General features: G+C 64.1%; 10 protein-coding genes. 9 read left to right on the forward strand and 1 reads right to left on the reverse strand.

The window, feature by feature from the left end; translation table 11 throughout:
* The first annotated feature begins 129 nt into the window (after nucleotides 1–129).
* Nucleotides 130–1,065 carry an AEC family transporter gene (locus tag M1D43_RS06950; protein WP_003533040.1) on the forward strand — a complete coding sequence of 312 codons (936 nt, stop codon included), beginning with the start codon at nucleotides 130–132 and terminating at the stop codon, nucleotides 1,063–1,065.
* On the opposite strand, the gene M1D43_RS06955 is transcribed toward M1D43_RS06950, so the two are convergent.
* Complete coding sequence (locus tag M1D43_RS06955; protein WP_003533037.1) at nucleotides 1,047–2,699, reverse strand: acyl-CoA dehydrogenase family protein; 1,653 nt, start codon at nucleotides 2,697–2,699, stop codon at nucleotides 1,047–1,049. The two genes, M1D43_RS06950 and M1D43_RS06955, sit on opposite strands and share 19 nt — an antisense overlap.
* A 142-nt stretch (nucleotides 2,700–2,841) precedes the next feature.
* Here M1D43_RS06955 and M1D43_RS06960 point away from each other — a divergent pair, with 142 nt between their 5' ends.
* The 8 genes from M1D43_RS06960 (at nucleotide 2,842) to M1D43_RS06995 (ending at nucleotide 13,335) form a co-directional block, all read left to right on the forward strand.
* Entirely contained in the window at nucleotides 2,842–3,783 is a 942-nt protein-coding gene (locus tag M1D43_RS06960) for an aspartate carbamoyltransferase catalytic subunit (protein ID WP_003533035.1), read from the forward strand.
* Complete coding sequence (locus M1D43_RS06965; protein ID WP_153314173.1) at nucleotides 3,780–5,072, forward strand: dihydroorotase; 1,293 nt, start codon at nucleotides 3,780–3,782, stop codon at nucleotides 5,070–5,072. The genes M1D43_RS06960 and M1D43_RS06965 overlap by 4 nt, the downstream gene beginning before the upstream one ends.
* A 35-nt stretch (nucleotides 5,073–5,107) precedes the next feature.
* Complete coding sequence (gene plsY / locus M1D43_RS06970; RefSeq protein ID WP_027989611.1) at nucleotides 5,108–5,713, forward strand: glycerol-3-phosphate 1-O-acyltransferase PlsY; 606 nt, start codon at nucleotides 5,108–5,110, stop codon at nucleotides 5,711–5,713.
* Nucleotides 5,713–6,864 (forward strand): DNA-processing protein DprA, encoded by a 1,152-nt coding sequence (dprA, locus tag M1D43_RS06975; protein WP_153314171.1) that lies wholly within the window; start codon nucleotides 5,713–5,715, stop codon nucleotides 6,862–6,864. The genes plsY and dprA overlap by 1 nt, the downstream gene beginning before the upstream one ends.
* A gap of 209 nt (nucleotides 6,865–7,073) precedes the next feature.
* Nucleotides 7,074–9,758 carry a type I DNA topoisomerase gene (gene topA / locus M1D43_RS06980; protein WP_153314168.1) on the forward strand — a complete coding sequence of 895 codons (2,685 nt, stop codon included), beginning with the start codon at nucleotides 7,074–7,076 and terminating at the stop codon, nucleotides 9,756–9,758.
* A gap of 2 nt (nucleotides 9,759–9,760) precedes the next feature.
* Complete coding sequence (gene rnr / locus M1D43_RS06985) at nucleotides 9,761–12,130, forward strand: ribonuclease R (RefSeq protein ID WP_028002974.1); 2,370 nt, start codon at nucleotides 9,761–9,763, stop codon at nucleotides 12,128–12,130.
* Between the two features lie 36 nt (nucleotides 12,131–12,166).
* On the forward strand, nucleotides 12,167–12,622 hold the full coding sequence (locus M1D43_RS06990) for a DUF983 domain-containing protein (protein ID WP_010969162.1): 456 nt from the start codon (nucleotides 12,167–12,169) through the stop codon (nucleotides 12,620–12,622).
* Complete coding sequence (locus M1D43_RS06995) at nucleotides 12,619–13,335, forward strand: NUDIX hydrolase (protein WP_153314166.1); 717 nt, start codon at nucleotides 12,619–12,621, stop codon at nucleotides 13,333–13,335. The genes M1D43_RS06990 and M1D43_RS06995 overlap by 4 nt, the downstream gene beginning before the upstream one ends.
* Nucleotides 13,336–13,337: the final 2 nt, after the last annotated feature.

A 13,337-nucleotide genomic window follows, 5' to 3' on the forward strand; every position in this document is an offset into this window, starting at 1 on the left:
TTTGTTAAGGTTAATATTCACAGTGAAAGCCGGCTTGCGGCCGCCTGTCCAGCGCTCTACAGCGAGTTCTGCGCAGCTCATGGGACGCGCGGCGCTGCGTGCGTGAACCTCCGTCTGCCTGGAGCCCTGATGACCATCGTCTTCGAAAGCATTCTGCCGGTCTTCCTGCTCGTGATCCTTGGTGTCGCGCTCCGGCGATCGACGCTTGTCGACCAGGGGCTATGGATCGGGCTCGAGCAGTTCGGCTATTATTTTCTCTTTCCCGCTCTGCTCTTCTCGACGCTGGCGAAGGCGGACCTGGCCGGCCTCGAGGCTGATGCGACGGCCGTCGCTACGGTCGGCAGCGTCACATTGATGTCGGCCGCCCTCCTCTCGGCCTGGCCTCTGCTGCGCCGAGGCGGCATTTCCGGCCCCACCTTTACATCGGTGTTCCAGACGGCCACGCGATGGAATGCCTTCATTGCACTGGCGGTCGCTGAAAAACTATTCGGCACGGCTGGACTCAGCCTGACGGCTCTCGTCATGGCACTGCTCATCATCCCGATCAATTTCTACAATATCGCCGTTCTGACCTGGTTCGGCGGCGGCAGCCGTGGCATCGGTTTTTTCTTTTTGAAGATCATCACCAATCCGCTGATCATCTCGTCGGCGCTCGGGATACTGTTCAACTTGACGGGCATCGAACTGTATGAGCCCGTGATGACGGCGGTCGACATGCTGGCGAGCGCTTCGCTCGGGCTTGGGCTGATCCTGGTCGGGGCCGGCCTCAAGATTGCCGACGCCTTGAACCCGAGCATCCCAGTCCTGTTCGCGGTCGTGCTCAAGCTGATCGTCATGCCGGTGTTCATGGTGGGCGGCAGCGCGCTTCTCGGCATCCGGGGGGATGCCCTGCTCGTCATCGCCGTGGGTGCGGCCGTCCCGACCGCGATGAACGGCTATCTTCTGGCCAAGCAGATGGGGGGTGACGCGGAGCTTTACGCCTCCGTCGCCACGATCCAGACGGCGGCCTCGTTCCTGACGATACCGCTCGTGCTCTTCGTTACGGGCTATGTTGCGGCCGGGTAGAGCAAATCGAGGACATAGGCCGAATCGAAGCGCGAATCGAGCATGCCGTAAGTCGAGCGCCAGCCGGCGGCCAGGCGCGATTCCAGGAACGCATCGGCGATGCGCCCGGCCCCGAGCCTGTAGAGTTCGGCAGCAGCCGCCGCCAGCGCCAGTTGCTCGACCAGCATGCGTGCCGCGCCCTCGTCGCGCTCGCAGAGCGACATGGCGGCACGCAGAACCTCGATCGTCTTGCGCCCGGCGGGGCCGAGATCGCGGCCGATCGTTGCGAAGAGCTGTTCGAACAGTTCCTTCCGGCGCCCGAGCACCCGCAGGACGTCGAGCGCCATAACGTTGCCGGAGCCTTCCCAGATCGCATTGACCGGGGCTTCGCGGTAGTGGCGCGCAAGCGCCCGCTCCTCGACATAGCCGTTGCCGCCCATGCACTCCATCGCCTCGTAGATCAGCGCGGGGGCGATCTTGCAGCACCAGTATTTCGCGACCGGCGTCATGATACGGGCGTAGGCGGCATCCTCCGCGCTGCTATGGGCATTATCGAAGGCTTCGGCCAGGCGGAACGACAGTGCGCTTGCGGCCGCGACATCCAGGGCCATATCGGCGAGCACCCTGGTCATCATCGGCTGGCTGACAAGCGCCTTGCCGAAGACCTTGCGGCCGCGGGTATGATGCACGGCTTCGGCGAGCGATGCGCGCATCATCCCGGCCGAGGCCAGCGCGCAGTCGAGCCGGGTCAGCGTCACCATGTCCAGGATCGTGCGGATACCGGCATCCGGCGTACCGAGCAGGAAACCGAAAGTGTCGGAAAACTCGACCTCGGAGGAAGCATTGGAACGGTTGCCCAGCTTGTCCTTCAGGCGCTGGAAACGCAGACCGTTGGCCCCGCCGTCCTCCAGCAGCCGCGGGACCAGGAAGCAGCCGAGCCCCTCCCGGGTCTGTGCCAGCATGACGAAAGCGTCGCTCATCGGCGCGGACATGAACCATTTGTGTCCGGTGAGGCGATAAATGCCCTCCCCCACCCGTTCGGCCGTGGAGGTATTGGCGCGCACGTCGGTGCCGCCCTGCTTCTCGGTCATGCCCATGCCGATGGTGACCGCGGATTTCTGCATCCACGGCCGATTGGACGAATCATATTTGCGCGAGAGGATCTTCGGCGCCCATTCCTTCTGGACGGCGGGGGAAGCGGTAATCGCCGCGACCGAGGCACTGGTCATCGTCAGCGGGCAGAGATGGCCGCATTCGAGCTGCGCGGTCAGATAGAAGCGGATCGCCCTTACCTTGTGCGAGCGGCCGCGCTCATCGGGCAGGTTCTCCCAGGCAGAAGAATGCAGACCGGTCGTCATGGAGCGGCGCATCAGCGCATGCCAGGCGGGATGGAACTCGACGACGTCGAGGCGCTCGCCGCGCGGCCCGTGCGTCTTCAGCTTCGGCACGCCTTCATTGGCCATCCGGGCCAGTTCCTGTGCCTCGGGCGAAGTCACATAGCGCCCAAGCCCATCGAACTCGTCGCGCAGCGTCTTCGGCATGCTGGACGTGATGTCGACCACCAGCGGGTCGGAGCGAAAGGCGTTGACACCGGACCAGGGCTTGGGCTGGTTCAGTTCTGCAAGTTTTTGTTCTGTCCGGTTCATCTGATTCATGGGCCGGTTTTAGAGCCTTTCCTGTCCAAATGGAAACAATTCTGTTGGCCCAAGTTTTCTTCGGAACGGGCGGCGCGCCGCTTGCCGCGCCGGGGTCCACGTTCTATAGAGCGACCGAATTCCAGAAATGCAAGGGCGGCTCATGATCACCTTCCCGCATCGCCACCTGCTCGGCATCAAGGGGCTGACGGAACAGGATATCACGCTCCTGCTCGATCGCGCCGACGAGGCCGTCAAGATCTCTCGACAGAGGGAAAAGAAGACCTCCTCGCTGCGCGGGCTCACGCAGATCAATCTGTTCTTTGAAGCCTCGACCCGTACCCAGTCCTCATTCGAGCTCGCCGGAAAGCGGCTCGGCGCCGACGTCATGAACATGTCCGTCGGCAATTCCTCGGTGAAGAAAGGCGAGACGCTGATCGATACGGCGATGACGCTGAACGCCATGCACCCGGACGTGCTGGTCGTTCGCCACTCGTCGGCGGGGGCTGCCTCGCTGCTTGCCCAGAAGGTCTCCTGCTCGGTCGTCAACGCCGGCGACGGCCAGCACGAGCACCCGACGCAGGCGCTGCTCGACGCGCTGACGATCCGGCGCGCCAAGGGCAAGCTCTCGCGGATCATCGTGGCGATCTGCGGCGACGTTCTCCACTCGCGCGTCGCCCGCTCCAATATCCTGCTTTTGAACCAGATGGGCGCCCGTGTGCGGGTCGTCGCGCCGGCGACGCTGCTTCCCGCCGGCATCGCCGAGATGGGCGCCGAGGTCTACCACTCCATGGCCGAGGGCCTCAAGGATGCGGACGTGGTGATGATGCTGAGACTCCAGCGCGAGCGCATGGCCGGCTCCTTCGTGCCTTCGGTGCGCGAGTACTTCCATTACTACGGCCTGGATGCCGAGAAGCTCAAGGTCGCGAAGGACGACGCGCTCGTCATGCATCCGGGGCCGATGAACCGCGGCGTCGAGATCGCCTCGGAGATCGCCGACGGGCCGCAAAGCGTGATCGAACAGCAGGTCGAGATGGGCGTCGCCGTGCGCATGGCGGTGATGGAAACATTGCTTCTCTCCCAGAACCAGGGGCCGCGCCTATGACCAGACCACTCGTTCTGCAGAACCTCCGCATCGTCGATCCCTCGCGGAAACTGGACGAAATCGGCACCATCATCGTCGGGGACGACGGCCGTATCCTCGCGGCCGGGAAGGATGCGCAGAACCAGGGCGTACCTGCGGACGCCTTCGTCAAGGACTGCGCCGGCCTCACCGCCGTCCCGGGATTGGTCGATGCGCGCGTCTTCGTCGGCGAACCGGGCAGCGAACATCGCGAGACCATCGAGTCGGCCTCGCGTGCAGCGGCAACCGGCGGCGTCACTTCTTTCATCGCCATGCCGGACACCGATCCGGTGATCGACGATATCGCGCTTGTCGAATTCGTGCAGAAGACCGCGCGCGACAAGGCGCTCGTCAACGTCCATCCGGCGGCGGCCCTGACCAAGGGACTGCTCGGCCAAGAGATGACCGAGATCGGGCTGCTTCGCGATGCGGGCGCCGTCTGCTTCACCAACGGGCGACAGCCGGTGCACGATACGCTCGTGCTTCGCCGCGCGATGACCTACGCGCGCGAGTTCGGTGCCGTCGTCGCGCTCGGGACGCGCGACAAGTATCTCGGCGCCAACGGCGTCATGAATGAAGGGCTGCTTGCGAGTTGGCTCGGCCTTCCCGGCGTGCCGCGCGAAGCCGAGATCATTCCGCTCGAACGCGACCTGCGCATCGCCGGCCTGACGCGTGCGGCCTATCACGCGGCTGAAATTTCCGTTCCCGAATCGGCCGAGACCATTCGCATCGCCCGCGAGCGCGGCACCAACGTCACCTGCGGCATCTCGATCAACCACTTGACCCTGAACGAGAACGACATCGGCGAGTACAGGACTTTCTTCAAACTCTCGCCGCCCTTGCGCACCGAGGGCGATCGCGTCGCGATGGTCGAGGCGCTGGCCGACGGAACGATCGATATCATTGTCTCGTCTCATGATCCGCAGGACGTCGACACCAAGCGCCTGCCCTTCGCGGATGCCGCGGACGGGGCGATCGGCCTCGAAACACTGGCGGCAGCGGCGCTGCGGCTCTATCACAGCGGCGAAGTGCCGCTGATGCGGCTGATCGATGCTCTGTCCACCCGCCCGTCCGCGATCTTCGGCCTGGATGCCGGCACGCTGAAGCCCGGCGCCCGAGCCGACATCGCCGTCATCGACCTTGACGAGCCTTGGGTTCTCCACAAGGAGACGCTCGTCTCACGCTCCAAGAACACGCCTTTCGAAAATGCACGCTTTACCGGACGGGTCGTCCAAACCTATGTTGCTGGCGAACTCGTGCATTCGGCATAACCGGCGCGGGTCAGCGGAAGGGGGGACCGGTGGACATGTTTTCCTGGCAGTTGGGGCTGCCTTCGACTCTCGCATGCCTTGTTTTCGGTTATCTGCTGGGCTCGATCCCGTTCGGCCTCATTCTGACGCGAATGGCCGGCCTCGGTGACGTACGCAAGATCGGCTCCGGCAATATCGGCGCGACGAATGTGCTCAGAACCGGCAACAGGAAGCTTGCCGCCGCCACGCTGCTGCTCGATGCCCTGAAGGGCACGGCTGCCGCAGCGATCGCATCCTACTGGGGTGTCGAAGCGGGCATTGCCGCCGGTTTTGCCGCCTTTCTCGGGCACCTTTTTCCCGTCTGGCTTTCCTTCAGGGGCGGCAAGGGCGTTGCGACCTACATCGGCGTACTGCTCGGCCTCGTGCCGGTAATGGTGCTCCTTTTCGCAGCCATCTGGCTGGCGATGGCAAAGATCACCCGCTACTCCTCTCTTTCGGCACTCGTCGCGACCGCCGCCGTCCCCATCGCGCTCTATGCAGCCGGCAACGGCAAGGTGGCCGGGCTCTTTGCGGTCATGACGGCCATCGCCTGGATCAAGCACCGCGCCAACATCCAGCGACTCCTGAGCGGCACCGAAAGCCGGATCGGAGAAAAGGGCTGATGCCGCCGGGCGGCGCTCGACGGACCGGGACCGCGCTCAGCGAACGGCAGAAGATCGCATGGTTGCGGCTCATCCGAAGCGACAATGTCGGCCCGGCAACCTTCCGCGATCTGATCAGCCATTTCGGCAACGCAGAGGCGGCGCTCGAGGCGCTGCCGGAACTTTCGCGTCGTGGCGGGGCGGACCGGTCCTTCCGCATTGCCACGGTGGACGAAGCCGAGCGAGAACTCGAGGCCGCACACCGGTTCGGTGCCGTGTTCGTGGGCATCGGCGAACCCGATTATCCGGACGCGCTCAGACAGATCGACGGCGCCCCGCCGCTTCTCGCGACGAAGGGCAATTTGAACGCGACGGCCCGTCCCTCGCTTGGGATCGTCGGCTCACGCAATGCCTCGGTCAGCGGCGCGAAGTTCGCGGCGATGATCGCCCGCGACGCCGGAGCTGCCGGCTATGTCATCACATCAGGGCTCGCCCGCGGCATCGACACCGCCGCGCACCGCGCCAGTCTGCGGACAGGCACGATCGCCGTGCTCGCCGGTGGCCTCGACCGCCCCTACCCGCCGGAGAATCTCGGCCTCCTGCAGGAAATCGTCTCCGGCGAGGGGCTGGCGGTCAGCGAGATGCCCTTTGGCTGGGAACCGCGCGCCCGGGATTTCCCGAGACGAAACCGGCTCGTCGCGGGCATCAGCCTCGGTGTTGCGATCGTCGAAGCCGCGAACCGTTCAGGGTCACTGATCACTGCGCGCTATGCCGCCGATTTCGGCCGGCTGGTCTTTGCCGTTCCCGGGTCGCCTCTCGATCCGCGCTGTCATGGCACGAACGATCTCCTGAAACAGGGGGCGACCGTCACGACCTCTTCGGCGGACGTGATCGAGGCGCTGGTGCCTCTCAGCCGCGACGACCTTTTCTCGCGGCTGGAAGCCAACGAGCCAAGCGCCGAGGAGCCGCGGCCGATGCCGCAGCCGCCGGACGACACAGATCGCTCGCGCGTCGTCGAGGCTCTCGGGCCGACGCCGGTCGCAATCGACGATCTCATCCGATATACCGGCCTTGCCGCACCGCAGATCCATATGGTGCTCGTCGAACTGGATCTTGCCGGTCAGCTCTGCCGTCACGGAGGCAATCTCGTATCCCTCGCGACGGCCGAATGACGGCCAGGACCTGTCGCTCCGCCGCGTCAAAGACAGCGGCAAGAATGACGACCACTGGTTGAGCCGATTCGAATGTTGCCGCTTGGTTGCGGTCGAGCGTGATATAGCTATTTTCGATCAAACCCCTTGACCGCGCCCGAATCCCTGTCCATGTCGTGGCGTCGGATTGGCGCGCAGGGTCGCCAAACAAGTTGTTTCAGAGAATGTCGATGAATGTTGTAGTGGTGGAATCGCCTTCCAAGGCCAAGACGATCAACAAGTACCTGGGCCCAGGCTACAAGGTGCTTGCCTCGTTCGGCCACGTGCGTGACCTGCCTGCCAAGGACGGATCGGTTCGCCCCGACGAAGACTTCGAGATGTCCTGGGAGGTCGACGGCGCTTCCGCCAAGCGGATGAAGGACATCGCCGATGCGGTAAAATCGTCCGACGGTCTCATTCTCGCGACCGACCCCGACCGCGAGGGCGAGGCGATCTCCTGGCATGTGCTCGACCTTCTCAGGAAGAAAAAGGTCATCGGCGACAAGCCGGTCAAGCGCGTCGTCTTCAATGCGATCACCAAGAAGGCCGTGCTCGATGCGATGGCCGAACCCCGCGACATCGATGCCTCGCTTGTCGACGCATATCTCGCACGCCGCGCTCTCGACTACCTCGTCGGCTTCAATCTTTCGCCCGTGCTCTGGCGCAAGCTGCCGGGCGCACGCTCGGCGGGCCGCGTGCAATCGGTGGCGCTGCGCCTCGTCTGCGACCGCGAGGCGGAGATCGAGCGCTTCGTCACCGAAGAATACTGGAACATCTCGGCGCTTCTGAAGACACCGCGCGGCGACGAATTCGAAGCGCGCCTCGTTTCGGCCGACGGCAAGCGGCTGCCGCCGAAGGCGATCGGCAATGGCGAGGAAGCCAACCGGTTGAAGTCCCTGCTCGACGGCGCGAGCTACGTCGTCGAGAGCGTCGAGGCCAAGCCGGTCAAACGCAATCCCTCCCCGCCCTTCACCACTTCGACGCTGCAGCAGGCCGCCTCCTCGAAGCTCGGCTTCTCGGCATCGCGCACCATGCAGGTGGCGCAGAAGCTCTATGAAGGCGTCGATATCGGCGGAGAAACCGTAGGTCTCATCACCTATATGCGAACGGACGGCGTGCAGATGGCGCCGGAAGCGATCGAGGCCGCGCGCCAGGCCATCGGCAGCCAGTTCGGAGAGCGTTATCTTCCGGAAAAGCCGCGCTTCTATTCCACCAAGGCAAAGAATGCCCAGGAAGCGCACGAGGCCATTCGCCCGACCGATTTCGACCGCACGCCCGACCAGGTCCGGCGCTTCCTCGACGGCGACATGCTGAGACTGTACGATCTTGTCTGGAAGCGCGGTATCGCGAGCCAGATGGCGTCTGCGGAGATCGAGCGCACCACCGCCGAGATCGTCGCCGACAATGCCGGCAAGAAGGCGGGTCTCAGGGCAACCGGCTCGGTCATCCGCTTCGACGGCTTCATCGCTGCCTATACCGACATGAAGGAAGACGGCGAGCAGGCGGATGACGGCGACGAGGACGGCCGCCTTCCGGAAATCAACGCACGCGAAAATCTTGCCAAGCAGAAGATCAACGCCAGCCAGCACTTCACCGAGCCGCCGCCGCGCTATTCGGAAGCGATGCTCATCAAGAAGATGGAAGAGCTCGGTATCGGCCGCCCGTCAACCTATGCGGCGACCGTCACGACCCTCATCGACCGTGACTATGTGGAGATCGACAAGCGCAAGCTGGTGCCGCAGGCGAAAGGCCGTCTGGTCACTGCGTTCCTCGAAAGCTTCTTCACCCGCTATGTAGAATATGATTTCACCGCGTCGCTCGAGGAGAAACTCGACCAGATTTCGGCAGGCGAACTCAATTGGAAGGACGTGCTGCGCGACTTCTGGAAGGACTTCTTCTCCCAGATCGAGGACACCAAGGAACTGCGCGTCACCAACGTGCTCGATGCGCTCAACGAGGAACTGGCTCCGCTCGTCTTCCCGAAGCGGGAAGATGGCGGCGACCCGCGCATTTGTCAGGTCTGCGGCACCGGCAAGCTGTCCCTGAAGCTCGGCAAATACGGCGCTTTCGTCGGATGCTCCAATTACCCGGAATGCAACTACACGCGCCAACTCTCCTCCGACAGCAACGGTGACGCCGAAGCAGCTGCAGCGAACGAGCCGCAAAGCCTCGGCAAGGATCCGCATACCGGCGAGGAAATCACGCTGCGCAACGGCCGCTTCGGCCCCTATGTCCAGCGCGGCGACGGCAAGGAGGCGAAACGCGCCAGCCTGCCGAAGGGTTGGACGCCGGCGGCGATCGATCACGAGAAGGCCCTCGCCCTGCTCTCCCTGCCGCGCGATATCGGGCCGCATCCGGAAAGCGGCAAGATGATCTCCACCGGCATCGGCCGCTATGGCCCCTTCGTGCTTCACAACGGCACCTATGCCAATCTGGAATCCGTCGAGGACGTCTTCTCTATCGGTCTGAACCGCGCGATTTCCGTCCTTGCCGACAAGCAGTCCAAAGGGGCTGGCGGCGGACGCGCTAGCGCGGCGGCCCTCAAGGAGCTTGGGGAACATCCGGACGGCGGCGCGATTACTGTTCGCGACGGACGCTTCGGGCCCTACGTCAACTGGGGCAAGGTGAATGCCACGCTGCCGAGGGGTAAGGACCCGCAATCGGTCACGGTCGAGGAAGCGCTTGCGCTCATCGCCGAGCGCGAAGCGAAAGGCGGCGTGACCAAGGGCAAGGCGGCAAAGGGAAAATCGGCCGGGGGAAAATCGGCCGGAACGAAGTCTGCCAAGGCTGCATCGGCCGGAACTGCGAAAGCGGAGAAGCCGAAATCAGCAGCGAAGACGAAAACGAAAGCGGCCGCGAAGGCCAAGAAGGACTGACCTTGACCAGGATTCCGCGCGACCCGACCGAAACGCCCGCAAAGGGCGCAGGCAAGAAGAACGGCCGCGCGGCCAGGACGGCACCGGCCGGAGAAAAGGAGACGATCGTTCATGGCGTCGTTCCTTCCCGCGAGGTGCTGATGCGCTTCATCGCCGAGAACCCGCAACACGCCTCGAAGCGCGAGATCGCCAAGGCGTTCGGCCTGAAGGGCGAGGCACGGGTAGAACTCAAGGGACTGCTGCGATCGCTCGAGGAGGACGGACTCGTCGAGAAGAAGCGCAAGTCGCTCGTTCGCCCCGGCGGGCTCCCGCCCGTCACCGTTCTTGACATTACCATTCGCGACGTCGATGGCGACCTGATCGGCCGGCCGGCCGAGTGGCTCGACGACGACGGCGTCGCGCCCGCAGTCCTGATCAAGCAATCAAGCGTCGCCAGGGCCAAGGGCAAGACGCCGGTAGGCGGTCTCGGCGACCGGGTGCTCGCGAAGATTTTCCCGGCCAAGGAACGCGGCGGCCCTGCCTATACCGCGCGTATCATCAAGGTGCTCGACAAGCGCAAGGACGCGGTCCTCGGCGTCTTCCGCGCCACGCCCGGCGGCGGCGGCCGGCTGATGCCGATCGACAAGCGTGGCGAGGAGCTCCTCATCGATCCGGAATTCACCGGTGAGGCCAAGGAAGGCGATCTCGTCGAAGCGCATCTTTCGCGGATCGGCCGCTACGGCCTGCCGCGGGCGCAGGTGCAGAACGTCATCGGCTCGGTCGCGTCCGAAAAGGCGATCTCGATGATCGCCATCCATGCCCATGGTATCCCGCACGTCTTTCCGGAGAGGGTGCTGCAGGAGGCGGAAGCCGCGCGTCCTGCAACCATGGCGCATCGCGAGGACTGGCGCACCCTGCCGCTCATCACCATAGACCCGGCGGACGCCAAGGATCACGACGACGCGGTCTACGCGGAGCCGGACCCGTCGCCGGACAATCCCGGCGGGGTCATCGTCACGGTCGCGATCGCCGACGTCTCCTGGTACGTCAGGGCACGCTCGGCCCTCGATCTTGAGGCGTTGAAACGCGGCAATTCCGTCTATTTTCCCGACCGGGTCGTACCGATGCTGCCCGAGCGCATATCCAACGACCTCTGCTCCCTGAAGGAAGGCGTCGACCGCCCGGCGCTTGCGGTCCGGATGCGCTTTTCCAAGGAAGGCCGCAAGGCCGCGCATACGTTTCACCGCATCATGATGCGAAGCGCCGCCAAGCTCTCGTACCAACAGGCGCAGACCGCGATCGACGGTGCTCCCGACGACAAGACCGGCCCCATACTGGATACGATCCTCAAGCCGCTCTGGGAAGCCTATCGTACCCTCACGCGCGGAAGGGAGCGCCGTCAGCCGCTCGAACTCGACGTGCCGGAGCGCAAGATCATCCTGAAGCCGGACGGCACGGTCGATCGGGTCTTCGTGCCGGAACGCCTCGATGCGCACAAGCTCATCGAAGAGATGATGATCCAGGCGAATGTCGCCGCAGCCGAGACGCTGGAACAGAAACGTCAGGTTCTGATCTATCGTGTCCACGACCAACCCTCGCTCGCCAAGCAGGAGAGCCTTCGCGAATTCCTGGCGACGCTCGATATCGCGCTCGCCAAAGGTGGCAACATGCGGGCGAACCATTTCAACGGCATTCTCGCCAAGGCCGACGGAAAGCCTTACGAGACGATCGTGAACCAGATGGTGCTTCGTTCGCAAAGCCAGGCGATCTACAGCCCGGAAAATATCGGTCATTTCGGCCTGAACCTGTTGCGCTACGCCCACTTCACCTCGCCGATCCGGCGCTACGCGGATCTGATCGTGCACCGCGCGCTCGTTTCCGCGCTCGGGCTCGGCGAAGGCGGCATAATGCCCGAGGAAGAAGCAGCGCTCGACGATATCGCCGCCGAAATCTCGACCTTCGAGCGGCGCGCCATGGCGGCTGAACGCGATACGATCGATCGGCTGATCGCCCACCATCTGAACGGCCGCGTCGGCGAAGAGTTCGACGGACGGGTTTCCGGCGTCACCAAGGCGGGACTTTTTGTCACCCTCCCCGCCTATGGCGCCGACGGCTTCATCCCTATATCTACGCTCGGGCGCGACTATTTCATCTATGATGAGGCGCATCAGGCCCTTTCCGGCGAGAAATCCGGACTGGGTTACCGTCTCGGGGACCCGGTTCAGGTCAAGCTTGTAGAAGCGGTGCCGTTGGCCGGTGCACTCCGTTTCGAAATGCTGAGCGAGGGACGAAAGATGCCGACGGCAATGCGCTCCTTCCACAAGGCCGGCCGCCGCGACCGGACGGGTGCGCGCAAACGCCCGGGAACGCGACCGCCCCGCGGCAGGCACTGACAGCCGGACGCGCGACGTCCGGCACGAGGATTGGACATGAAGGCAACGGCGACGGACATGCTTCAGCTCGGCGGAGCGGAGGGCGACAAAAGGCCTGTCGGCCGCTCGATCAAGCGTGGCCTTTTCGGGACCTGTCCGGCCTGCGGCCGCGGCCGGTTGTTCCGCGCCTTCCTCAAATCGGTGGACGCCTGCGACGCCTGCGGCGAACGCATGGATCACCACCGCGCCGACGACTTCCCGCCCTATATCGTCGTCACGATCGTCGGCCATGTCGTGCTCGGCGGTTATATGATGACCGATCTCGTGCTGCCGCTTACGACATGGCAGCATCTCGCGATCTGGGCGCCGGTTACGCTTGCCAGTTCGCTCGCCCTGATGCAGCCCGTCAAGGGCGCGGTCATCGGCCTGCAATGGGCGTTGAGAATGCACGGCTTCGGCGGTCACGACGATCTGCCTGAAGACGTCCTCCCGCCGCGAGATCCTTCGGCATGACCCCGGAGCCGCTTGGCGGCCGCGCTTTCGCACTCAAGGCCGAAGCGGCGAGTTCTCCTACGGTCAGGACGCGCGATGCGGCCTCCATCATGCTTCTCGACAGATCCGGCAAGGACATTCGCGTGTTGATGGGCAAACGCCACAGCGCCCACGTCTTCATGCCGGACCTTTACGTCTTTCCGGGTGGCCGCCGCGATCCCGGCGACCATCGCCTGAGATTTGACGGCGATCTTCATCCGGCGGTTCTGCGATCTCTCAGGGCAGGCGACGGGCGGGCGATCACCGAGGCTCGCGCACGGGCGCTAGCACTTGCGGCCGCGAGGGAACTTTACGAAGAAGCCGGGGTAAGCCTCGGCCGGACGCGCGAGCGCCAAGGCGCGGTGCTTCCGTTTCTTCCCGATCTTTCGAACTTGCGCTATATGGCGCGGGCCATTACTCCTCCGGGACTGCCGAGGCGGTTTGACACGCGGTTCTTTGCCGTTTTCGCGGACGAGGCCGAGATCGATCCCTCACTGGTGGCGGAAAGCCGGGAGCTTCAGGATTTGCAGTGGATCGATGTCAACGACTTTTCCGCGCTTCGCGTGCCGGAGATCACCGCAATCATCCTCTCGGATCTGAGAAACGATCTCATGTCGGATCCTTCGCTTCCGCCTGAAAGAACCGTTCCATTTTATTTTACGCGCCATGGGCGCTTTCACCGCACGCTTCTCTGAGG

It is taken from the genome of Ensifer sp. R1-3, assembly GCF_056739175.1.